The following is a 22,117-nucleotide window of genomic DNA, read 5'->3' on the forward strand; positions in this document are numbered from 1 at the left end:
TAACGACACCAACGCACTCGCGTTCTTGATCTCCGGAATAGCGGGGCAGCTTCAGGTTACCGTACCCGTTTTGACAGTTGATCGTCAGCAGGCACTGGTCTATGTCGCTCATCGCTGCGATGGGCTGTGTGGCTCAGGTACATTGTTTCTCATGCAGCGGTCTGCGTCCGGCTGGCGTGTAGAAAAGCGCATGGTGTTGTGGATAAGCTGACGCCCTGACTATGCGTTCCAGCGGACAGCGCGGACAGGTCGTGATAATTCCTGGACTTCTTTCGGCCCGTTGCCGCTGAGCGTGGCGCTGGGCATCTGAAAATGCGGAGATTCCGATGAGCTATGACTTGATGGTGTTTGATCCATCAGCCGCTCCGAGTAAGCACTCGGATTTCATGGATTGGTACGACCAACAAACGGAGTGGGAAGAAGACCACGGGTACGACAATCCCGATGTCACTACGCCGGCGCTTCGCGCGTGGTTTCTGGAAATGACAAAGGCGTTCCCGCCCCTGAATGGGCCGAACGCTTCGAGTGACGACGACTCAACCGTCACGGACTACAGTGTTGGCAACTCCGTCATCTACGCAGCTTTTGCATGGTCCGTGGCGGAGCAGGCATATGAAGCCATGTTCGCACTGGCGCAGAAGCACGGCGTCGGCTTCTTCAATGCCAGCTCTGATCAGGCGGAGCTGTGGCTTCCCCAGAACGGCGGCCTGGTGTTGGTAGGCAGTGCGTGATGCGCAACTGTCGCTTGCAGCCGACGTCCCGGTCTCCGCTGCACCGCTCCGGCCGGCCCGCGACTGAAGCGGGGCGTTAGGCCATATGATCTTTGTCTTGGCAACTGATGACAGATCGCTGCATGTCTTTGCAGATGCGGACCAGGCCATCTCCTATTGCGAGGGCATCGATGTGGAAGACGGCGTGTGGGAGTTCTGGGGCCCAACTGGCGAGGCGCTTGAGGCTGTCTTCTCTACGCCAAATTGCCGCAGTGATGGTTGGGTGTCGAGCGGTGTGTACTCGCTGCAATCGAGCCTTGGGCGCCCGCATCTGCTCGTAGCGCTGGAGAGAATCGGGCATCTGGAAACCAATCCGCACTTCGCTTGCTTGGCCGCCGTCAGGGACCATCTTGCCCAGTGCAGCGAGCTCCAGCAGCATAGCGTCTAACCCATCGCTCAAGCCGACCGCCGAGGAAGTTGCGCGTATCATCCAAGCACCATCGCGCGGCGGCTTAACACGGCACGAGGCGTCAGCGGGAATGACTCCGATTCACTGCACCATCAATGGCGACGAGCCTCGCATTATCGGCCAGGCTTGCACTGGCTTCTTTGTGCTGCACTTCTACGATGGCACAGCAATCTCGGATCAAGTTGTCGTCGCGCATCTCAAGTTCGACGAACAGTGGTATCGGTTGTACTTCGAGTGCGGCATGGTTTTCTGGCGTGAGTCTCATGAGCCACCGGGAACGCCCGTCAACTCAACGCTTGAGTACGGCTTGGTTCTAAATGACCTATCGGAACTGAGTTCAGTTGTTGGGCAAGTCGTTGAGTCAATCAGCTACTCCGGGAACGAGTTCGGTGACGTAGAGGTCCGTATAGGCTTCGCTACTGGAATTGCTATGAAGTTCAGCTACTCGGCGGCGTCTGACTCCACTCGTGTTGCCGCCTAGCCCTCCCATCGCGCTGCCGTCTTCCAGCGGGCTTCGCCTGCTTCCGGCCGCAGCTCGTGTCAAACGTCAGGCGTGATATGAAGCGTCCTCGCACCTCCAAGAAACAAGTGAAGTCCCGGCGCGTCGAGCTGGATGCAAAGCGCAAGCTGAAGCTCAAGGAAATGTCCGGCTTCCGCTCTGTCAATGGCGTTGAGCTACCGCCGGGAGCCGTTCTCGCAAACTGGGCGGCGCTTGAGCACAACTACGCTACGTTTCCGCACATTGCCTATCCGCGCTTCTATGCCGATCGACCGTTCACGTGTCGGGACTGTGGTTCTGAGGAAATCTGGAGGGCTACTCAACAGAAGTGGTGGTATGAAACGGCGAAGGGGCCGATCGATTCAATCGCGATACGTTGCCGATCCTGTCGACGCAAGGAGCGCGAGCGCGTCGCTGCAGCCCGCGAGTCGCAAATGGCGGGGCTCGCTCGCAAGCGGCAAGACAAAGTCGCTTAAGCTGCGAGCTCAAACCTAATCATGCGTTCGAGCGGACCACGGGCGAGACTTCGATGATTTCTGATAGGTTGTCAGCCCGCGGCCGCTTGACGCGGGCGTTAGTGCTCATGTGGAAGCCGATCGTCGTCGTGTTGGCCTACGCGTGGGCGTTGCTCGCAGGCGCCGTACTCGTCTACTACGGGTCCTACGTGTTCCGCACTCCGGTAAATCCACTCGGCGCTGAGGCTCAACTCGGAGCGTGGCTCGGCTTCATTTACGGCTTGCCGGCATCGGTGGTTCTTGGTGTGGCTGCATGGCGCGTACGCAGTCAACGAAGTGCTTTGGCTGTTCTTTTGGCGTTACCCCCAGTGTTCGCCGTTGCGTACTTCGCCTGCCTCTGTGCAGTCATTTGGCGTGCGGGCGCTGCATGAGCACTAACAAGCGCCGTAGTGGGCCGGATAGCTCGAACGTTGGCCTTCTCATGAAACGACTGCTCTTGATTCCGGCGTTCCTTCTTTTGGTCTCCTGCGGCGGATTCGTCTGCGATTCCAATCATGCTGCCGCGGTGAGGGCTCGTTCCCTGACTCAGGCCGAGCTTGCTGCACTTCATGCCTACGTCTACGAGCTGCGGAAGTCCGACGCATTGCCCGGACGAGCGGACTCCCGACCGGAGATCGTTCAGAAGCTCCAGCCCGTGGAGATTCGCACTTCCCGCTGTGGCGCCCAAACCGGCCCATGCATCAAGCTCGCCGGGTGCTTTGACGAGTTCATTTTCCTCTACTTCTCTTGGGCCGAGGGCCAGAAGCGCATTGAGCTCGAATGGTCCGAGGGGCCCAACAAGCTTGCGAGAGAAGTGCTGTGGCAGGGCGAAGGCACTCAACAACGCCTCCCCAGTAGTGATTTCGCGGTTCGGCCCTTTCACCTCGACTGAGGGTCGGGGATCTGAATCGGGCCTCACCCGATCACCTGGCGGACCCCATGAATAGGCCGCACGAAGCCTTCGGGGCAGCGAGCTGGCGATCAATCGAATGCCCATGCATGCGAGAGCGTACTCACTTGGCTTCGACGCCCTCCCGGCCGGTGGAATTGTGCACACCGTTGATCGCCCGGGTATCTCCAGCTGGCCATTCAACAATGAGGCACGGGTGGCATCCGTCGAGTTGCAGAACACGATGCCACCTGATGGTTTCCGTGCGCTCTCAATCGCCGACTGTTTCTCGCGAAAGGTTTCTTAGGGCTTCGGCCAGTCCGCCATTCGTTGTCTGGCGCACGATCTCGAGGTTGATCGCCAAGTTGCTATCTTCCATTCAACGAAGGCGACGCGCGCATAAGCCGACGGCCAGCTCCTTGTGAGCGAGGCGATTTTGAGACCCACTGCCAGGATCGATCAGAACCGTTGTCGCGGCGATCAGTACTCACACCGAGCGCGAGGTCGTGGCCTTCAACGCAGACCAGTCCGGTCCGCGTACGGACGAAAACCTAATTGCCACTCGCTTCGGGACCCAACTGGAATTCCAGTGTGCGCGCCACGTCGACAACGCCCCCAATGTGCCGCAGTTTTTCCACGTTCTTGGCGGTCGCGTGGCCATTGACCACGCCAACTTCCTCCAGCACATCCGTGATCTGCATGCCGGCCTCACGCAAAGCTGCGGCGACGGCCGGAAGCGCAACACCCGGTTCCACAGTCACCGTCCATAACGGTTTCACGCTCACGATTGCTCTCCCAGCGACGGCCGCGAGCACACGCCCACGGCCGGCGCCACGGTAGCGCGTTCAGGGTGCCTGCACCAGTCCACGGCCGACGCGATTGGCGGGAACGGGCAGCGCCCGCGCCGTAGCCAACAAGCGATTCCACAGCGCCTGTCCACGTAAGGCTGGGTTCGATTGGGCCCACAGCGCTGCACAGCCGGCGACGTGCGGCGCCGCCATGCTGGTGCCGCTCTTGTAGCCATAGCGTGTGGGCCGCGGCACGGACGAATAGACGTCGCGCCCCGGCGCCGCAATCTCGATCTTGCCGAAGCTCGAGAACGCAGACGGCTGCAGGTTGTTGTCCAGGGAGGCAACCGCCATGATGCTTGGTGAATTGGCTGGCGCACCCGTGTTGGAGGCGGCGTTGCCGGCCGCAGCGATCATCAGCAATCCCTTCTGCAGCGCTGCTGCGCCCGCATTGGTGTAAGCCGCCTGCACGGGGGCCTGCGAACCCAGCGAGAGCGAGATCACCTCGCAGCGGTTGGCAATTGCCCAATTCATGCCAGCCAGAACGCTGCCGCCCACACTGCCACCGGAATTCGACAGCACCTTGCCGACAAAAATGTTCGACCGGAACGCGATCCCGTAGCGCGGCGTTGTGCCCGCCGGCGCCTGCGGACCGCAGGCCGTGCCGATGCAGTGAGTGCCGTGACTATGCAGATCCTGTGGCAACTGGCCTACAAAGGTAGCGGCAGTGATGCTTCGCCCGGCGAAATCCGGATGTGCGAGGTCCATTCCGGTATCCAGCACGGCCACCTTGATGCCCTGACCCGTGAATGCGCTGGCCGGCACTCGGCACGCAGCCAGGCCCCAGGTGGCGCCTTGTACTTGCACCGTCTCGCTGCTGTCCTCCAACGCCGGCTCGCCGAAATCGGCGGAAATCGCCTCGACGGCCCGGCGGAATCCGCGCAGATAGTCTGATGAAATGCCCTCGGCGAAGACGAAATACTCGGGCTCGACGATTTGCAGCGGATTCTCCGCGACGGCGGCCTCGAGTGCGCCAAATGCGGTGGCGGCCATGTCGCCGCCGCCAACCAGTGCCACACCAATTTCCGGGAAGATCACGGCGTCGGCGTCACCCAGTGCACCCATCTCCAACGCCTGCGCACCAAAATCGCGCGCATCTGCTACGCGCATGCCGCGCTTACGGAATACGGCGTCGCCACGTTCGAGTGCGCCGTCCTTGAACGTGACCAGGAAACGCCCGGTTTCCAGACTGTCATCGCCGCGTTGCTGCGCGGCCAGCAACAACTCATCGATACTGAGCCCGGCAGCCACGGGTGCTGGTTCGACCGCAGCGCTGGCACGGGATGTTGTTTTCCGTCGTTGGGTAGGCATAAGTACTCCATCGAACTGATCGATTGAATGTGGGCCAACCGGTGCGCCGGCGGCCGGTACGCTCTGGCGCCATTCGTCTGCGGACAGCGATCAGAACTCCATTCACCAGTGCTGCGAGCACGCTGAATCTCGCAGCGCGTCGCCGAAGAGGCTGTCGCAGATGCGGCCGGCGTCACCCGACAGCGCTGAAGCCACCTACCTTGCAGAATCGAGGGAGTGGGCGCGTTACGTTGCCTGGTCGCAGTACGGGCGCCAGGCGTAAACGCAGCGAAACGTCACGGCGTTGAATTCGCGCTATCACGCGGTGACAGTGGCGCGCTGCCGTCGACTACGCTCCGCTCAGTCATGTTTACTGTGGTGCCGGCATTTTCACCACGACTGAAGGCCAGGGATCAGTTGCACGTCGAACGGCTTGGTGCGATGGGCGAGCTGCCGCATGAGGCGTTCCCGACAGCGTTCTTCGAAATCGTCCTGGCCGCGATGGGTGCATTCCCCGCCTTTCGTCAGCACCGCGCAGATCAGCCTCGCGAGTTTGTGCGCGGCGGAGGTGATGGCTTTGCTGTTGTCCATGCGTGCGCACCGACGCCGGTCGTACGCGGCGATCGCCGACTGACAGGTGCGCCGTGCGGAGGCCGCACGACGCAGCGCCTCAACGGTGCGGTTGGCGCAAGGTTCCGTCTTTCCGCTCATGACGTTGGCGCCGGTGATCGTGGTGCCCGAACACAGCCCGAGCCACGAGGCAAACTGCTTGTCACCCGGGAACCTACTCCGATCCGCACCGACCTCGGAGACCACGGTCAACGCGGCCGTCGCTTCGATGCCATCGATGCGCGTGAAGTCGACGCCGCACCTGCGGTATGGCTGGGTAGGCAGCCTGCACTCCCACCCGTCAACGCTTAGCCTCACCGTCACCGGTTCCGGCCCATGACTCGGTTGCCTCGGCAGGTTGCCTGCCTTTCCGAGTAGAGGAACACCCCTCCCATGTTCTGCCGGATTCGTCCCGGCGCTCCGGGTGTCCTTATCCGGTGCAGACCGCTCCGTGCGAATCCCACTTGAAGCGCCGGAGCGACGCAGCGCCGACCCGGCATGGGGCAAGCCTACGGCCCCTTCTCCGAACGGGCTTCCATCAGCTCGCGCACATCTGCGTCTTTGCAAGGTTCACACCACGGCCCTCTCAAGCTTTCTCGTGCGTTATTACATAAATATATTAAGGCATGATTTTTTATTGACACCTACACTTAGTGAAAATAGCATCTGTGAACCACAAAGCGAGGAGGGTCAGCAATGAACAAGTATCCCGCATTTGATGATTCGGCGATTCAAGCATCAATCGAAACCGCCAAGAGCCACTATCAGGCTGTCGCCGCAGAAAGCGCCAAGTCATCGCCATCCATCGCGGATGATGGCCATATCAGCTTGCTCGCACAGTGCATCTCCGTGACTGTGTCAAACGGCAAAATTTGTTTGAATCTCCCCCTCGGGATTGGCAGTGTCTGTCTGCCGATTCCTTCTAGTTTTCCCGACGGCACGGCGGCCCAGGCCTGCTTGAGCATCTGCACAACGTGGGGCATCCCCACTGGCGTACAGGTCACGGTGTCCATCGCTGGCGTTGTCGTGGTGAGGAAATCCTTCGGGAAGTGCTGATAGCAAGTCGGAGCTGGACGCCATTGTGTCCAGCTCCGCTCTGCTCGAAAACGTGGGATCGCTATTCCTTCGTTGTGGGGGACTTGCACCTTTTACGCTCCGCCGGTTTCGCCGGCGCACCTACTGGAAACCGTGCCGGAAAAGCAGATCGGAATCCGACAGGCAGTACAACGCCTGGAACAAGCTACAGCCCACCGAGTCGAGATAGGACCTGGGCCAGCGTGGACCATTGGCTTCCGGCAGACTCGTCCAGCCCGCTCCCGACGATGCGTTCCAGCCGCTGCAATTCGCACCGAAACTGCCGGTGTTGTCCACGCCGGTCCATGCGTAGTTCACGAATGAATTCCTGTACAGGCCGGTCTCGGTCAGGTTCAGCGGGGCACGTACGAAGCCCGAGCTGATCTGCGCGAAATCGTCGGCGAACCTGACGCCGTCGAGCCGGAACCAGGGACCATCGTTCTGGAAGCGCGCCGCGGGATTCGAGCCGGCTGCGATATACGCCTTGTAGCTCTGTGGCTCGTACAGATTCGCGGCCTGCGCAGAGTTGCGGCAGATCGCATCGGCCGCAGCGAGGCCGGAATTCCCGCCCGCCAGCGGCGACGTCCCCAGGTTGCCGTTGGAGAGCTCCCGGGTAATGAACGCCTGCTTCCTGCCACTCGGCGGTAAGGACAGTGCAGGTCCCGCACCTTTCTGCATGCAGGCCAGACGGCCGCTGTTGCAGAAGGCCCTGCCGGAAGACTGGGTCCATCCCGGATACGTCTGGGACGTACTGCCGACTCTCACATCGTCATCGATAAGCCAGTTGCCGCAATGCAGATCGGTCACCGTGCCGTCGGACGTGGTCCCCGTATAGAGGCGCTGGTTGTTTACCGTGGCGCCGAACTCGTCGAGGCTCAACGGCATGTAGACGTCTCCTTCCACCGCGCGTTCGATCACCGCCATGAATGGCGTGCCGTCGACGCGCTGCCACGGTCCGGCGCCCTCCGGCAGCGTGGCCTGCCCGCACGAGTTGGCCTTGGTTCCGTTGAAGCCGTGAATGCGGCAGTAGGCGTCGTTCGTCGAATCCGACATCCACGCGACGAACTGACCCGGGTTGGGCAGATTCGCCGCCGTTGCGCGCGCCACGCAGATCGCATCGCCCGCGGCCAACCCCACGTTGCCTCCCGCATCGGCCCAGTTGCCCAATATCCCGCTGTCGGCGATGGAGGTGACGAACGCCTGATTGGCCGCCACAGCGGGCGTGCCGGCCCCGGCCGCCAGAAACAATGCGCTGGCGAAACCGAACCGGCCCGCTTGCTCGATCAGTAGATTCATGTCTCGCCCTTCGATGGATGGTTGTGACACAGCACACCCCGCGCCCACGCGAATGAACCTGCGTACGAGCGACGCTATCGACGGGACGTGTGGACCCAGGTGCTGTCCTGTGTTGGGCGCAGAGCGCCTATTCCATTGAACGACGGAAGCGCAGGAGCTCTGCCATCGCGTTTGCGGATCTGTCTCAGCAGCCTGCCAACCAGGCCCGCATCCGCCGCTTGGCGTGTACGCCAGCCCGGCGCCGCGCGCGGAACGGCCCTGTCGGCCCATCGCGACCCGACGCAACAGCGGGCCGGCGGGCACGGACTGATGCGAAGACCAGAGCCTTCCGCACACTGGGCATACGCACGCTGCACGTGCGGATTGGTAACCGATGCCCGCGTGATCGCACAGTGGGGATCGTCGATGAGGATGCGCTCGGACACGCCGCCGAAGTGCTCGAAGGCGCGGCGGTAGCAGGCCAGCCATGTGGCCACCGTCTGGTCGCGCACCACCTCGGCGCACGGGGGCGCGAGAACGCCAATGTCATGACGAAGATCCACGTCTCCATCACCTTGACGGTGTGCACGTCCACGATCGTCGGGCCAGCGCCGAAGTCCACCTGTGCCGCCTCCGCCGGCAAGAACGTCAACCGCATCGTCGTCACCAGCGGTCGCTGCGCGACCAGATGCTGAACAACCAAAACGGCGGACCGCGGAATAGCTGCCGGTGTAACCGTGGTTGCCCTGAGCTTGGCGTGGATCGTGGCAAACGCACCTCCGGCGGACCGACCGGCAGCACGCTCATCGGTGACATCCAAGGCTGGAGGGTCAAGTAGGTGGCACCTAATGCATCAACGGCCCCATTGCTCTACCAATCAGAAGCCATAGCGCCACCATTCCACCGGCGGCCAACAGCGTCAGGAGCCACGACGGATTCCTGGTCATCACACTCATAAACATTCCACCACCACTGGACACGATCAGGCTCACGACAAGAATGCGGATTATCATGCCCTCAGCACGTCGCGAGCCCGTAAGTAGCTCGGGGGCGAGTAGCCACAGCGCGGCGACAGTGAGCACGACGGCCGTCGCCAGAATGACTATGCCGCCTACTGCGCGTAGCCCTCCCGATTGCGCTTTAGCGAGGTTTTCGCCCTTCACGGCAACTTCATCACGTTGATCCGATGCAGTCATTGTCGTATTCCTACATGGAGTTGATGCGCCAGACGCCGGTCGCGTCACGCACAAAATGTGCGGGGTAGCCGCGCACCTCGCCGGTCAGATTGCGCACTGCCAGCAACCCTCCCATGTTCTGCCGGATTCGTCCCGGCGCTCTGGGTCGCAATCCGGTGGCGGTAGCGTGGACAAGCCCGCGCTGGAGAGCATCAAAGAACGGCGCAGCGGTGTGTAGGAAAGTGCTTGAGTTCAGGCGATACTGGATCCATTGCACCCTGAGTTGGGGCATGAATTGAAGCTAGCCGGACGAGAGCAATCATGGACCTGGCGAATCCCTGGGTAGCGCTGATCATCGGAGCAGCGGGCAGCCTGCTCGCAGCGGCCCTGATTCGCCTCGTGGCGGGGATCGGCGACTTCCTACCCCGGAAGATCGAGACGCTAAGCGTCGGTTCGTCGTTCCAGCCTTTTCGGGCAACAGGCGTGGGCGACCGCTACGACGACGTGCTGTGGATTCAACTCCGGAACGTCGGGAAGTCACCCCTCTTTGTCGTGCGTGCTGGGTTTCGTAACACAGATGGGCTTCCCATCTACGTGAACGCCCGACGGTCTCAGGCGCTGCGAAACGCGTACGAGGTCAAGTTCGGTGAACAGTGGCAGGAGGTGTCGACGCTGATTCCGGGTGATACGCAGGTGGAAACGTACGTGCCCCTTGCTGGCTCGGTGGAAGACGAGAACATGCCCCAAGGCAAACGCGGCATGCTAATTCTCGACTACGTCTATGATGGCCGACCGGGAAGGCACGTCGTTCAACTGTAGGAGCCACCGGCGGACAACCGGTTGCCGTGGACAGTCACTGCGCGGTCCGCCGCTGAACCGGGGCGTTAGCCGACCAATGTTTGAATCTTCGGAGGTGCGCGGGACGTGAAAGTCAGTGAAGTTCTGAAGTTGCTGCATGACGATGGCTGGTTCCTCGCCGCAACGCGTGGCAGTCATCGTCAATTCAAGCACGCTAGCAAACCTGGCCGGGTCACGCTTCCGGGCAAACCCAGCGATGATTTGGCAACCGGTACACTTTTGAGCATTCTCAAGCAAGCTGGTCTGAAGAGGTAAGCACCATGCGTTACGCCGTCGTCATTGAGCAAGCGGAATCCAACTTTTCGGCCTATGTGCCCGATCTTCCTGGTTGTGTCGCCACCGGGGGTTCGTTGGAAGAAACGGAGCGCGAGATTCGGGAGGCAATTGCATTCCATCTTGAGGGCCTCCGCGAAGATGGGCTGCCGCCACCGCCAGCAGCAAGCGTAGTCGAGTACGTCGAAATCGCCGCCTAACTCTGCGGCACTACTCGCGAGTCTTCAAACATTCATGGGCTACGCGGAGCCCGCAGAAAAGCATCGCATCTCTGGCGCTCACCCTGCGCCGCGGGCATCAGGGAAACCAACCGTCATGAATACTCCCAAAGCCGAAGTTGCTAAATTTCTGAGTTCGCTTCCCGACAACGCGAGCTACGAGGACATCCAGTATCACTTGTATGTCATTGAGAAGATCAGGCGCGGCGCTGAACGGGTTGAGACAGAAGACGCGCTGAGCCATGAAGAGGCGAAAAAGCGGCTCAGTCGATGGCTCACGAACTGACCTGGTCACGAGGCAGTTGAGGAAGTTGAGCAGATCGTCAGCTATCCCGTCTGGGCGGCGAAATCTAACGAATAGGCCCTGCGGTACAGCCGGGCGTGCAGCGTGCACTTCCACCTGTCAACGCTTGACCTCCGGCTCCGGCCCATGACCCCTTTACTACTGCGCGCGCTCGGGCAGCGGCATGTCCTCGAATGCCACCACTTCGACTAGCGCGCGCTCCATTACCGCGCGAGCCTGCGCGGTGCTGGCTCGCAGCATGGAGTGCAGGGCCGCCTCGTCGGCACCACGGTGTTCGCAATTGGCGCTGTAAAACTCGAACTCGTTCAAGGTACGGATGATGCCGACCAGATGGTGCGGGCATTCGCAATCGACTGTCGTTGAGCGTCGCGCAATCTCAAGCAAGGCTGCATCTTCGAACATGCGCGGCTCAAGGACCGCGCGCGTCGAGGCGGGTCGCGGATGCGCCTCGTTGGGTGATCGCCGCAATTCGCGAATGATCTGGGAAGAGCCAACGGGTGACTGCAGTGCAATCACACCTTCCGCTTCGAGTCGCCGCACCTGCGCGGCTTGGGAGAATCCATAGCAGACGACCACGTGCACGAAGGGCGATCGCCAGAACAGCCGCAGGATGTCGTCCACACGCTGCGGCATGAGCGCCGCCATTTCGATGACCATTGCTGCCGGTGAGCGCTCCAGGACGGCGGTTTCAAACGCCGCCCAGTTGTTGTACTGCCCAAGTACCGTCACGCCCTCGGACGCTGCCTTCTCGGTATTCATGGAACTCGGCGAGTCGCTGTAGCAGCAGACTTCGGTGGCGTCAGTCTCGCCTCGAATCTGCGCGTGCGCCGGCGCCTCGTGTAGAGCAAGCATCGCTTCCAGTTCCGCTCGCGAAAGGTTCGCCACGGAACCAATGGCGTGCCCGACGTCGACAAGTCGCTTGATGCGTACCAGCCGTTCGACATCGTCCTGGTCGTACAGGCGCGCCGGAGACAGATCGCGGTTCGGGGCGACGACTGCGTACCGACGCTCCCACACCCTCAGGGTATCCACCGGGACCTTGGTGAGCCGGGATACCGCGCCGATACGAAACTTCGGAGGCGGATCGGGAACGCTGGTTTTCGACGCTTTTCTGGACATGTTTCCAACTCTGTATGGGTGCGGCACCACGGACATTCTGCACGCGAACGCGGTGCCGTGACTGTCGCCGGGTGGGCGGAGTCTGTACCGTTGCGGCATCTGGTGTCCAGGTTTTGTCTAGTTCACAACCTCTTCACCGGGAAGGTGGCTAACTGCCGCCGCGGCCTGGGTAGTGATGGGCGCCTCGGTGGCTCCTGCCGACGCGCCGCTTCATGGGTCGCGCTTCTTCCTTCACAGCTGAACGACTTTCCCCCATCCCACTTTTCATCCTGATTCGCCACCCCAAAGGACACATCATGAAGAACAAACTGCTCGCACTGATTGCAGGCTCCTTCTTCGCAGCAGGCGCGTCTGCGGCGGACATCGTCGACACCGCGGTCGCGGCCGGACAGTTCAAGACGCTTGCCGCCGCACTGACCGAAGCCGGCCTGATCGATACCTTGAAAGGCCCGGGTCCCTTCACCGTGTTCGCGCCGACCGATGCCGCGTTCGCCAAGATCCCGAAGGCGGATCTCGACGCACTGCTGAAGGACAAGGCCAAGCTCACTGCCGTGTTGACCTACCACGTCGTGCCGGGCGCGCTGATGTCCAAGGATGTGAAGGCCGGAATGGTCAAGACGGTGCAGGGTTCGAACCTCAACGTCACCACGGACGGGGGAGTCATGGTCAATAACGCCAAGGTAACGGGCACCGACATCGTCGCCGACAACGGCGTGATCCATGTGATCGACACGGTGGTCATGCCGAAGTAAGCAGCCAGCACCACGTGAGCAAGTTCCGGCCCGGCAACGGGCCGTGACCTCTCCTCCCCTGGCCTCAACTACCCGACAGCTATCCATGCCATGCAAACGACGTTAGAGCGGACCGACGAGGTTGTTCCGAACGAGGGCGAGCCCATTCCGGTTTCGGAGAGGATCCGAGGGCGGCTGCGGTCAGCGCAACACCGCTTCCACGCCAACGACAACATCGCGCGTCACATCGAGGCGGCGGAACTGCCCCTCTTGCTCGAAGAGGTGACGCTGAAGATGCAGGGCGTGCTGCAGAGCCTGGTAATCGACACCGAAGGTGATCACAACACGCGGGACACGGCGCGGCGCGTCGCGAAAATGTACCTGACTGAGGTCTTCAGAGGCCGCTACCACCCGCAACCAGACGTCACGGAATTCCCCAACGTCGAACATCTGAACGAGCTGATGATCGTAGGTCCGATCACGGTGCGCAGTGCCTGCTCGCACCACCTGTGCCCGATTATCGGCAAGGTCTGGATCGGAGTCATGCCCAACGAGCATTCCAATCTCATAGGGCTGTCGAAGTACGCGCGCCTGTGCGGATGGGTGATGAGCCGCCCGCAGATCCAGGAAGAGGCGGTGAAGCGACTTGCAGATCTGCTGCAAGACCGCATGCAGCCGGACGGGCTCGCACTCGTGATGGAAGCCGACCATTTCTGCACTCAATGGCGCGGCGTGAAGGATGCGAACTCAAAAATGATCAACAGCGTGATGCGCGGCTCCTTCCTGAAGGACTCGAACCTCCGCCGTGAATTTCTCGCCCTGCTGCAACGCCGGAGCTCCTAGGGAGACTCGAAGGCGCGGCGGTGGCATGCCAGCCATGCGGCCACCGTCTGGTCGCGCACCACCTCGGCGTACGGGTGGCGCGAGAACGCCAATGTCATGACGACGATCCGCGTCTTCATCACCTCGCCGGTGTGCACGTCCACGATCGTCCGGCCAGCGCCGAAGTCACCTGTGCCGCCTCCGAGAGCAGCGGTGAATGGGAGTTCGAGAGCCCGATCAGGGCATCAGCTGGCGCCTCTAGCCCGATCCTCGGCTGGCTCCATTACGGCGATCATCGGCTGGCTCCAATAGCCCGGTCATTCGCTGGCTCCATTGCCCCGGTCAGCCCTGGCTCCATTGCGGCGATCCTGGAATGGCTCCATAGGGGCGGTCGGTGACACGGTGCACGGCGTGAATGGTGAGAACCTGTTGACGTAACGACAAGACGACAAAGCCGTGCCGCCTCAGGGCCAGGCAGCGACCGAGTGCATCGACGGTGGGGCATGGGACAGGCATGCAAGAAAGCTGCTGCCAGCCCGGTCAGATGCGCACCCCCCCTTCTTGCGAGACAGCAATGCTTAGTCTGTTGAAGACCCTCGTCCTGTCGTCCTTGCTGGCAGCTTCCTCCGCGGCGTTGGCGGATCCGGAACTCGCGGCAAGCGAAACCGACATTCGTCCGATCCTTCTCGGCAGCCCCCTTCCGGATGCGGCGGTTCTAACACTCGGTGGAAAGCCAAGCACGCTCAAGGAAGTCGTGCACGGTGCGCCGGCCGTCGTGGTGTTCTATCGAGGTGGGTGGTGCCCCTACTGCAATCTTCAGCTCAGCGAACTACAGAAAGTCGAAGGCCAGTTGCAGGAGCTGGGATACCAGGTGATTGCCGTCAGTCCCGATCTTCCCGAGGAGATCAACCAGACCCTGGAGAACAACCCCCTCAAGTACACCCTGGTTTCCGACGGCAACGCTAACGCCAGCAGGGCGTTCGGCATCGCCTACAAGGTCGACGACAAGACCTTCAAGCAATACCGCGATTGGGGCATCTATCTGGACAAACGATCGGGCTCGGATCTGCAGGCCTTGCCGGTACCTGCGGTCTTTATCGTCGACGCCCAGGGCACGATACAGTTTTCTTATGTCCACCCCGATTACAAGATCCGCACCCCGGCCGGCGTCGTCGTGGAGGCAGCCCGCGCCATTGCACAGCGAAAGCATCGGTTGAAGCCCTGAGCCGAACGCCAGTGGCGTCCTGCGCGGCCAGCACCGCACAGGCGTGTATGACGCGCAGCGGGGCCCGCGAAGGCGGCCGTGCACGCTGCCGGAAGGACTGCAAAGTGCGCCGCGACGGCCGGCCCGGGACAACCCATGCCGGCCGGCCGAAGCGACTACGTAGAGTATTCGTACGCCGCCGAAGACCATGCCGGAAATCCGCATCGGCATTGGTTGTCGGTGCGGGCGAGCTCACTCATCCTTGGGCCCCCCGTCCACTCTGGAGAACACGGCGTGTCGAGTTCCGATCGCTGACTCGAGGTGGAGTTGCTCTTCGACGCCAGGAACGAAGACCATGACCTTGTCTTTACACAGATCAATCGACGCAACTGCGGAGCGACTAGTGGGCGATAGCAGAAAAGCGCGTACGAGCCGATTTTAGCGAGCTGGACGCATCCGAAGCGTTGTCAGAACGATCGGCGCTGCCGGATCGTAGCTCGTGCGGAAGACGCTGCTTCTGCTGCGTTGACAAGCGCTGCAGCCAGGTCGTCGGTCGTGCACGAGGGAATCAGCCGCACGCGACGCGGTGGTAGGCGCAACGCTTGGTCTTGCCGCTCACGACGTTGCCGCCGGTGATCGTGGTGTCCGGACACAGCCCGAGCCACGCGGCGAAATTGCTTTTCGCTCGCGAACGCGCCAGGGGGTAGCGCGGACTGTGCGACGAACCGCGAGCGTCGCCGAAGTACTGCACTGCCCCGGATATGTCGACGCATGTCACCGACCGGGCCAATGCAGCCATGCAACACCTGGCTAATGGAGCACGAATTTGTCCCCAGCGGGAACCAAGTACATTTTGCTCAATGGTGAGAGGTTGCTGTTGCCGACGACAGACTCATAGCAGAACTCCAGGGGGAATGAGCATGTCGAAGTTTGCTGAGTGGGTCGTGAGCGCATTTGAGAGCTTGACGCCTGACCGGAGTGGCATCTTCTCGGATGCACACGCTCAGTCGATGAGTGACTGGCGTGTCAAGCAACAGGCGATGGTCACTGGCAGCGGCGCCGCAGCTGCCGCTATACCGGTTGCGCACTTGGCCACCATGTCCGCAGATGTCGTGTTCCTGATGAACCGGATGTCCGTCTGCGCCTACGGCATAGGAGCGATCATCGGTGGCACTGCGCAGAGCCGGGACTTTCTGGAAGAAGAGGACTTCCCGAACATTCTGGCGGTGTGGGCTGGTGACGACGATGTCGACAACATGCTCACATCAAAAATGGTGGTCGACATTGCAGCACAGGTGGGCGGGAAGATGGGTGCCAAACTCATTGGCAAGACTATCGCGGTTGCTGGCGGCGTCATGCTCGGCAAGGAGCTGAGCGCCAAAGTAAGCGCCAAGGTGGCGCTAAAGTTCGCCAGCAAGCTCGCCGCCAAGGCAGCCGGCGGCTTCATTCCGTTCGTTGGCGCGGCCATTGGTGGCGGCATCAATCTCTGGTTCATTACCAGCATTGCAGATGCCGCTGACCGCTACTACAGGTTCAAACTGGAAGTTGCCCGCACGGCGTGAGCCCGCCGGTGACGCCTAACCCTTCGCGCGAGCGGACCTCCACCAGGGTATCTGTGCGAATCCTGCCTGAAACGCCGGAGCGGCGCAGCGCCGCCCCGGCAAGGGGCGAGCCTACGGCTCCTGCTCCGAACGGGCTTCCAGCAATCCCCGCACATCGCGCGAGAGGATGGCCACGGCTTCGAGGATGCCGCCGTGCGAGCGCGAGCCCGGCCACTCCAGCTGCGCCGTTGCGATGGTTTCGCTGAGTTCCTGGATCGCCCCGAGGCGGGTCATGATCTCCTCATCCAGCGCCTCGCGCTGTTCTTCCGCGTCGATGATGTAGGCGAACATCACGGGATGATCGCCGCGCGCGTCGCGGCGCAGGGGATAGAACGAACCTTGAGGGGTCATGGCGCGCGCCTCCCGGAACAGGGAACAACGCCGCCAACGCGCACAAGGGAACAAGGACGCGGCTCAGTGCCGCCAACTGCAGACCGATTTTCCATGGACAACTCCCTTTGAGTGGAGTCGCCACCCGGAACGGCGAAAAGGGTGGCGAACGGTGTGCGGGTTGGCAGACCGGCCACGGACCGGCGAGCCTTGCGGCTCCCCGCACACCGCCGCCAGAAAATCGGCAGGCTACGCCACACGATTTCCGGGCATAAAAAAACGCCGGACATAGTGCGGCGCGGTATGCGCCGTGGATGCGGGCTGCCAAGCCCGGTTGCCGAATTGGCGGCAACGCACGGATTGTTTACCTGGGGGCGGGCGGCGTCAAGGGTACGGATTTGCCCCCAGCGCGAACCGAGTATATTTTGCTCAACGGTGAGAGGTTGCTGTTGCCGACGACAGACTTATCGCAGTGTTGGCACAGACGAGGTGTTTTCCGCCGCGTAAAAGGGGCAGGTTGACTTCCATGGGGTTTCAATATGGCTGGAAGTTGACCTGACCCCGTTGTTCTCGCAACACCTCGCGGCCCCGCGTTTTGGTCGCTGTCAAGTGCCCAGATGGACAGGTTCGACCAAGGATGGCTAACAATCAGCGAGTTAGATACCACATGAAAATTTCCGATGATTCAATTGAAGCAGCAATTCTTAGCTCAGGCGGAGAGTTTGACTCCCACGAGATAATCCGAAGAATTGCTCAGCAAAATCAGCATGCGTACATATCAGAACTTTCATCTGTAGATAGCGACACCCCTTTTCAGACCTTTCACTCGATGCTCGGCAAGCGCATCAAAGCAATTTGCGAGCGTCATGGATTCACCGGCGAGGCATCACGAAGCCAAGACATCTTCGGCCAGTACAGCAATTGCGTCTTCTGGTCTCGCCAGCTTGGCCTCTAACGAATAGGGATAGATCGCGCGCAGCCGCGATCTTATCCCCATGAACGGAGTCAGGTTAAGTTGGGCAGTAAGTTAACCTGACCCCGTTACTGCGCGCCCCGAGTTGGGGTATAAATTGAAGTTAGGCTCCGAGGAAAGGTAAGTATGCGCGCCCTCTATATCGCTCTCCTGCTCTTTGCGAATATCCATTGGACGTCCGCTTGTGCCTCCGAATACAGCATCGCACCGATACGGATTGATATCCCTTCGGGTTTTGAGGGGCCGAATCAGCAGAGTCAGGGGCAAGCCACTGTAGTGGCGTTTTTGAAACCGCATAGCGATTCAGCCGTAAAGACACTGTTACAGATCTCGTTTCTCGACTTCGGCACACAACTGCAGAACGTACCGAAATCTGACCTTGACTCTTCGGCGGCCAAATACCTCCTTGAGCTTGCAGGGGGCGTCGAGAGGCGACGAGTCGACTTCAAGCGCTCTGAGCCAAGCAGCGTCATGCTCGGCGGCCTCCCGGGCGCAAAACTCACTTGGACGGGTCGCATCGACGGCATGGATGCCGTTGGTGTTATGTACTGTGTCGTCGTCGGCACCCGAATCATTAGCTTTCACACACAAGACGTGGCGGCAGCGCCAACCCCAGCGATGAACGATGCCGTACAAGCAATTGAGTCGGTCAAGATCGACGGCGGTGCCTAGTATTGTGTTTCGAAAATAGCTGACATAAATCTTGCGATGAACGGGGTCAGGTTAACTTAAGTGATGTTGGGCGGTAAGTTAACCTGAACCCGTTATTCGACAGATGGGCGACGTCTTGCGGCCGGATTGATAATTGAGAGCGGGTCGGCGCCTCGGCAGGTTGCTTGCCTTTCCGAGTAGAGGAACACGCCTCCCCTGTTCTGCCGGATTCCTCCCGGCGCTCTGGGTGCCCTGATCCGGTGCAGACCGTTCCGTGCGAATCCCGACCGGAACGCCGGAGCGGCGCAGCGCCGCCCCGGCAAGGGCGAGCCTACGGCTCCTGCTCCGAACGGGCCTCCAGCAATCCACGCACATCGCGCGAGAGGATGGCCACGGCTTCGAGGATGCCGCCGTGCGAGCGTGAGCCCGGCCACTCCAGCTGTGCTGTTGCGATGGTTTCGCTGAGCTCCTGGATCGCCCCGAGGCGGGTCATGATTTCCTCATCCAGCGCCTCGCGCTGTTCTTCCGCGTCGATGATGTACGCAAACATCACGGGATGATCGCCGCGCGCGTCGCGGCGCAGGGGATAGAACGAACCTTGAGGGGTCATGGCGCGCGCCTCCCGGAGCAGGGAACAACGCCGCCAATGCGGACAAGGGAATAACGACGCGGCTCAGTGCCGCCAACTGCAGACCGATTTTCCATGGACAACTCCCTTTGCGTGGAGTCGCCACCCGGAACGGCGAAAAGGGTGGCGAACGGTGTGCGGGTTTGCAGACCGGCTACGGACCGGCGAGCCTTGCGGCTCCCCGCACACCGCCGCCAGAAATCGGCATGCGGCGCTGCACAAAAGCTGGGCGTAAAAAAACGCCGTCTTCGGTGCGGCGCTGTGTGCGCCGTAGATTCGGGCTGCAAAACCCGGTTGCCGAATTGGCGGCAACGGACGGATTGTTTACCTGGGGGCGGGCGGCGTCAAGGGTACGAACTTGTCCACCGCGCGAACCGAGTATATTTTGCTCAAGCGTGAGAGGTTGCTGTTTCCGACGACAGACTCATAGCCGTGTTGGCACGGACAAAGCACGCTCTGCGTCGCAAACAGGGTCAGCTTGACTGCCGCGGGGTTTCAATGAGGCTGGAAGTTGACCTGACTCCGTTGTCCAGAGAAGTCCCGGCTTGCGCGCGACGTCCGCCTCACCAGTTCCACATTCATCTTGCCATACGTAAGTCATACGCCCCACATTGCTGAAGCAACGGCGCTAGCGTGGACGAGCCCGCGCTGGAGAGCATCAAAGAACGGCTCTCAATTCCCCCTCGTCCTCAAGCCGATGCGCTGCAGCGCATCGGCTCAGTCCGTCCATTCTCAGCCTGCGAATGCTTTGGGCGTGTCGAGTTCGACACGCCTGTTACAGTTGAATGCACGTACCTCGACGCTTCCGACAAGGGCACCGCGATGGCTATAGCAGCACGCATCAAGGCGAACTATTTGGCTCGGATGGATGATCTGATTGCCGCAGGGACGGGTTTACCGATGAAGCAGCACTCCCAGCGGACGAGCATCAACATGCATGGTGAAACGACATACCGCCAATACAACCTCGCCAGCAGGCCCGAATTTATTGAGTGGCGGACTTCCTGTGTTGCGATCCTGGATCAAGTTGTTCCTCCCACAAGCCTACTGAGGAAGACCCTGAACGGATTGCACGGCCTTAAGAGTGATCCGTCGCAAGTGGAATACCTGATTGGGTTTCTTCGATCAGTACGTAAGGAGCTTGAGGCCGGCTCACTTGACTCGCTTGCGCTGCAAATAGAGGCCGAGGTTATCTCCGACTATCTTGAACAAGCATCTGCGGCACTTGCCGGTAATCGGGATGAGCCGAACTACATTGCAGCCGCTGTAATTGCCGGCGCTTCGCTCGAACGCTGCCTGCGTACAGTGTGCGGCGCGCTTTCACCGCCGGAGCCGACGAGCACCGACAAAGGTGCGCCCCTCGGCATGTCTTCGCTGATTGACACACTGAAAAAGCGCGGCGCCTTCAACGAACTACAGGCAAAAGAGCTGCGTGCCTGGGCAGCGTTACGCAATGCAGCAGCGCATGGCAATTTTGCGGAGTTCAACCGGCAGCAGGTCGAAACCATGGTTTCCGGCGTCGTTCGTTTTGTCACTGAGAATTCTCGATAGTTTCAGTGCGTTAGGTCGAACGCACCCTGCCGCAGCAATCAGTGCCTCGACAGACTAAAACCATAAACGGGGGTCAGGTTAACTTAGTGACGTTGGGCAGTAAGTTAACCTGACCCCGTTACTTATCTTGAATACTATGGGTGTCCCAATACCAACCAGCTCGATCAAACGTTGCGGCCGCGCAGGCCGCTTACCCTAGTCGTTAGCCTGCACAGAACATGATTCCGATCACCGAGGACGAGATCGCGCGAGGCCCCAGGATCCCTGCGCTGATGCAGTGCCAAGTCGTTCAACAGATCCAGAGCGCCAACATCCGCTTGGTCGATAGCGCCGTGCCAGAGGCTATGCGGTTTGAGATCGCTCGGATTGCATACGTGGCGCAAAGCTCCATGCCGAAGTTCAAGACCGGGTACGACGGGACGGTTACCGAGGACGACCAGCGGCTATACGTCCTCACGACCGGACCAAGAGCGGTGGGATTCGTTCTGACGCTCCTGCAGTGTCGATTCTGGAGCGTCGAATGGGCCAACGACGGTGCCGTCCGGCTCCATAGCGACGAGGCTATACACAAACGGTGTCCTGCCATAGCGAGAGTCTGGGTTGCGAGCAACAAGCGTAAAGCTGGTTTGGGCCTAGCGCTCGCCGGCGCCACCCTTCGTCACCTACATATCGGAGCCTCAGTCGTGGGATGGGAGTATCCCTTCACAGAGCCAGGAAGCGCGCTGGTCCGCCGGCTCTGCCCGAAACAGTTCCTCGTATGCTGCGATCGCATGACATTGAGCAAGAACACTGTTTCAAAGTAAGCACAGCGAAGTGCAGCCTAACCCCTCGCTCATCCGGACTCGCTACCGCAGCCTTCCTTGGCCCGGTCACCGCTACGTCGCACATTTTCACCTACCGTCCCATACGAAGCATCCGATGGGTACCACAAACTGGCTTTGGAGTGCGTAGCCATGCCATCCAGCGCCGAGTCAAACCGGAACGCGGCCCGATCCGTAAAGGTGGAAGATGCTACCTTGCCCTTGTTTCAAGCTGACCTGCCCACGGCAGTTCGCTTAGGTAAAATGTTAGGCCACAACAAGACCTACACTTATGCGATCACTCGATCTTGCTCAGTTTCCCCAGCCGGAATCGAACGATTCAGGCAACTCATAAGCAGCACTCGAAGCGCTTCGCACGGCCGAAGACGAATCGACCGCCAGTGACTCCTACGATGTGTTTCTCTGGGTAGTGGGCAACTACCATGCAGGAACGTTCCATCCGGTCAGCTTGGGTGTTCTTCCCGAGATTGACAGATCCTCATAGAAGGGAAAGCTTGGGCCTAACGAGCAGTGATGGAGTCACTCATTGACCTTGGGGGCTCATTCGTCCCGGACGAAGGCTACGAAAACTATCTATTGGAGACTCTGTATAAAGATTGCTTAATGCATTCATCCGTTCAACGCGTCACCATGTTGCGCCGTTAGCCAATGGCAATGATTCACGCGCCAAGAGTGCAATACAGCTACTTGAGCTCATTGAT

General features: G+C 60.6%; 26 protein-coding genes and 2 pseudogenes. 17 read left to right on the forward strand and 11 right to left on the reverse strand.

Annotated features, from left to right (window positions below):
• From RUU78_RS04335 to RUU78_RS04360, 6 genes are all read left to right on the forward strand, one after another.
• The coding region (locus RUU78_RS04335) for a hypothetical protein (RefSeq protein WP_313914047.1) at nucleotides 1-211 on the forward strand (211 nt) is incomplete at its 5' end.
• Between the two features lie 115 nt (nucleotides 212-326).
• Nucleotides 327-731, forward strand: a complete 405-nt coding sequence (locus RUU78_RS04340) for a hypothetical protein (RefSeq protein WP_313914049.1) — start codon at nucleotides 327-329, stop codon at nucleotides 729-731.
• 85 nt (nucleotides 732-816) lie between these two features.
• Nucleotides 817-1,158 carry a hypothetical protein gene (locus RUU78_RS04345; RefSeq protein WP_313914051.1) on the forward strand — a complete coding sequence of 114 codons (342 nt, stop codon included), beginning with the start codon at nucleotides 817-819 and terminating at the stop codon, nucleotides 1,156-1,158.
• Nucleotides 1,159-1,249: 91 nt separating this feature from the next.
• Nucleotides 1,250-1,660 carry a hypothetical protein gene (locus RUU78_RS04350; RefSeq protein WP_313914052.1) on the forward strand — a complete coding sequence of 137 codons (411 nt, stop codon included), beginning with the start codon at nucleotides 1,250-1,252 and terminating at the stop codon, nucleotides 1,658-1,660.
• 77 nt (nucleotides 1,661-1,737) lie between these two features.
• Complete coding sequence (locus RUU78_RS04355; RefSeq protein ID WP_313914054.1) at nucleotides 1,738-2,154, forward strand: zinc-ribbon domain-containing protein; 417 nt, start codon at nucleotides 1,738-1,740, stop codon at nucleotides 2,152-2,154.
• Nucleotides 2,155-2,614: 460 nt separating this feature from the next.
• A complete protein-coding gene (locus tag RUU78_RS04360) occupies nucleotides 2,615-3,064 on the forward strand; it encodes a hypothetical protein (RefSeq protein ID WP_313914056.1) in 450 nt (149 codons plus the stop codon).
• Between the two features lie 548 nt (nucleotides 3,065-3,612).
• Here the strand turns inward: RUU78_RS04360 and RUU78_RS04365 are convergent.
• The 3 genes from RUU78_RS04365 to RUU78_RS04375 form a co-directional block, all read right to left on the reverse strand.
• Nucleotides 3,613-3,846, reverse strand: a complete 234-nt coding sequence (locus RUU78_RS04365; protein WP_313914058.1) for a hypothetical protein — start codon at nucleotides 3,844-3,846, stop codon at nucleotides 3,613-3,615.
• Nucleotides 3,847-3,906: 60 nt separating this feature from the next.
• Complete coding sequence (locus RUU78_RS04370) at nucleotides 3,907-5,130, reverse strand: S8 family serine peptidase (RefSeq protein WP_313914059.1); 1,224 nt, start codon at nucleotides 5,128-5,130, stop codon at nucleotides 3,907-3,909.
• A 459-nt stretch (nucleotides 5,131-5,589) separates the two neighbouring features.
• Nucleotides 5,590-6,132, reverse strand: coding sequence for a transposase (locus RUU78_RS04375; RefSeq protein ID WP_313914061.1), 543 nt, complete (start codon nucleotides 6,130-6,132; stop codon nucleotides 5,590-5,592).
• A 372-nt stretch (nucleotides 6,133-6,504) separates the two neighbouring features.
• On the opposite strand from RUU78_RS04375, the gene RUU78_RS04380 reads away from it, so the two are divergent.
• On the forward strand, nucleotides 6,505-6,864 hold the full coding sequence (locus RUU78_RS04380) for a hypothetical protein (protein ID WP_313914062.1): 360 nt from the start codon (nucleotides 6,505-6,507) through the stop codon (nucleotides 6,862-6,864).
• Nucleotides 6,865-6,984: 120 nt separating this feature from the next.
• Here the strand turns inward: RUU78_RS04380 and RUU78_RS04385 are convergent, their stop codons facing one another.
• The 3 genes and pseudogenes from RUU78_RS04385 to RUU78_RS04395 all read right to left on the reverse strand — a co-directional run bounded on the left by RUU78_RS04385 (nucleotide 6,985) and on the right by RUU78_RS04395 (nucleotide 9,353).
• The gene (locus RUU78_RS04385; RefSeq protein ID WP_313914064.1) at nucleotides 6,985-8,178 is read right to left on the reverse strand and encodes a hypothetical protein; all 1,194 of its coding nucleotides are present in this window, start codon (nucleotides 8,176-8,178) and stop codon (nucleotides 6,985-6,987) included.
• A gap of 290 nt (nucleotides 8,179-8,468) precedes the next feature.
• Nucleotides 8,469-8,900: pseudogene (locus tag RUU78_RS04390) on the reverse strand (IS21 family transposase); the annotation flags it as partial.
• 102 nt (nucleotides 8,901-9,002) lie between these two features.
• Nucleotides 9,003-9,353 carry a hypothetical protein gene (locus RUU78_RS04395; RefSeq protein ID WP_313914065.1) on the reverse strand — a complete coding sequence of 117 codons (351 nt, stop codon included), beginning with the start codon at nucleotides 9,351-9,353 and terminating at the stop codon, nucleotides 9,003-9,005.
• A gap of 300 nt (nucleotides 9,354-9,653) precedes the next feature.
• On the opposite strand from RUU78_RS04395, the gene RUU78_RS04400 reads away from it, so the two are divergent.
• From RUU78_RS04400 to RUU78_RS04410, 3 genes are all read left to right on the forward strand, one after another.
• Complete coding sequence (locus tag RUU78_RS04400) at nucleotides 9,654-10,151, forward strand: hypothetical protein (protein WP_313914068.1); 498 nt, start codon at nucleotides 9,654-9,656, stop codon at nucleotides 10,149-10,151.
• Nucleotides 10,152-10,450: 299 nt separating this feature from the next.
• Nucleotides 10,451-10,663: a type II toxin-antitoxin system HicB family antitoxin gene (locus RUU78_RS04405; RefSeq protein WP_313914070.1), complete on the forward strand. Its 213-nt coding sequence runs from the start codon at nucleotides 10,451-10,453 to the stop codon at nucleotides 10,661-10,663.
• 115 nt (nucleotides 10,664-10,778) lie between these two features.
• Nucleotides 10,779-10,967, forward strand: a complete 189-nt coding sequence (locus tag RUU78_RS04410) for a hypothetical protein (RefSeq protein WP_313914072.1) — start codon at nucleotides 10,779-10,781, stop codon at nucleotides 10,965-10,967.
• A gap of 156 nt (nucleotides 10,968-11,123) precedes the next feature.
• Here RUU78_RS04410 and RUU78_RS04415 read toward each other — a convergent pair whose 3' ends face one another.
• Nucleotides 11,124-12,104: a MerR family transcriptional regulator gene (locus tag RUU78_RS04415; protein WP_313914074.1), complete on the reverse strand. Its 981-nt coding sequence runs from the start codon at nucleotides 12,102-12,104 to the stop codon at nucleotides 11,124-11,126.
• Nucleotides 12,105-12,400: 296 nt separating this feature from the next.
• Between RUU78_RS04415 and RUU78_RS04420 the strand changes: the two genes are divergently transcribed.
• Nucleotides 12,401-12,856 (forward strand): fasciclin domain-containing protein, encoded by a 456-nt coding sequence (locus RUU78_RS04420; protein ID WP_313914076.1) that lies wholly within the window; start codon nucleotides 12,401-12,403, stop codon nucleotides 12,854-12,856.
• 90 nt (nucleotides 12,857-12,946) lie between these two features.
• Nucleotides 12,947-13,678 (forward strand): GTP cyclohydrolase I, encoded by a 732-nt coding sequence (locus RUU78_RS04425; protein ID WP_313914078.1) that lies wholly within the window; start codon nucleotides 12,947-12,949, stop codon nucleotides 13,676-13,678.
• Between the two features lie 8 nt (nucleotides 13,679-13,686).
• Here RUU78_RS04425 and RUU78_RS04430 read toward each other — a convergent pair.
• A pseudogene (locus RUU78_RS04430) lies at nucleotides 13,687-13,845 on the reverse strand (IS21 family transposase); the annotation flags it as partial.
• A gap of 386 nt (nucleotides 13,846-14,231) precedes the next feature.
• Here RUU78_RS04430 and RUU78_RS04435 point away from each other — a divergent pair.
• Nucleotides 14,232-14,882, forward strand: coding sequence for a peroxiredoxin-like family protein (locus RUU78_RS04435; protein WP_313914081.1), 651 nt, complete (start codon nucleotides 14,232-14,234; stop codon nucleotides 14,880-14,882).
• Between the two features lie 547 nt (nucleotides 14,883-15,429).
• Here the strand turns inward: RUU78_RS04435 and RUU78_RS04440 are convergent.
• Complete coding sequence (locus RUU78_RS04440) at nucleotides 15,430-15,660, reverse strand: hypothetical protein (protein ID WP_313914083.1); 231 nt, start codon at nucleotides 15,658-15,660, stop codon at nucleotides 15,430-15,432.
• Nucleotides 15,661-15,781: 121 nt separating this feature from the next.
• On the opposite strand from RUU78_RS04440, the gene RUU78_RS04445 reads away from it, so the two are divergent.
• A complete protein-coding gene (locus RUU78_RS04445; protein WP_313914084.1) occupies nucleotides 15,782-16,423 on the forward strand; it encodes a hypothetical protein in 642 nt (213 codons plus the stop codon).
• Nucleotides 16,424-16,534: 111 nt separating this feature from the next.
• Here RUU78_RS04445 and RUU78_RS04450 read toward each other — a convergent pair whose 3' ends face one another.
• Entirely contained in the window at nucleotides 16,535-16,813 is a 279-nt protein-coding gene (locus tag RUU78_RS04450) for a hypothetical protein (RefSeq protein ID WP_313914086.1), read from the reverse strand.
• Nucleotides 16,814-17,459: 646 nt separating this feature from the next.
• Between RUU78_RS04450 and RUU78_RS04455 the strand changes: the two genes are divergently transcribed.
• Together RUU78_RS04455 and RUU78_RS04460 are read left to right on the forward strand one after the other, a co-directional pair.
• Entirely contained in the window at nucleotides 17,460-17,747 is a 288-nt protein-coding gene (locus RUU78_RS04455; protein WP_313914088.1) for a hypothetical protein, read from the forward strand.
• A gap of 144 nt (nucleotides 17,748-17,891) precedes the next feature.
• Nucleotides 17,892-18,437 carry a hypothetical protein gene (locus tag RUU78_RS04460; protein WP_313914090.1) on the forward strand — a complete coding sequence of 182 codons (546 nt, stop codon included), beginning with the start codon at nucleotides 17,892-17,894 and terminating at the stop codon, nucleotides 18,435-18,437.
• 310 nt (nucleotides 18,438-18,747) lie between these two features.
• On the opposite strand, the gene RUU78_RS04465 is transcribed toward RUU78_RS04460, so the two are convergent.
• Complete coding sequence (locus RUU78_RS04465) at nucleotides 18,748-19,026, reverse strand: hypothetical protein (RefSeq protein WP_313914086.1); 279 nt, start codon at nucleotides 19,024-19,026, stop codon at nucleotides 18,748-18,750.
• A 651-nt stretch (nucleotides 19,027-19,677) separates the two neighbouring features.
• On the opposite strand from RUU78_RS04465, the gene RUU78_RS04470 reads away from it, so the two are divergent.
• On the forward strand, nucleotides 19,678-20,595 hold the full coding sequence (locus RUU78_RS04470; protein ID WP_313914093.1) for a hypothetical protein: 918 nt from the start codon (nucleotides 19,678-19,680) through the stop codon (nucleotides 20,593-20,595).
• Nucleotides 20,596-22,117 lie beyond the last annotated feature (1,522 nt).

Source organism: Tahibacter sp. (genome assembly GCF_032229445.1).
Lineage (GTDB): Bacteria > Pseudomonadota > Gammaproteobacteria > Xanthomonadales > Rhodanobacteraceae > Tahibacter.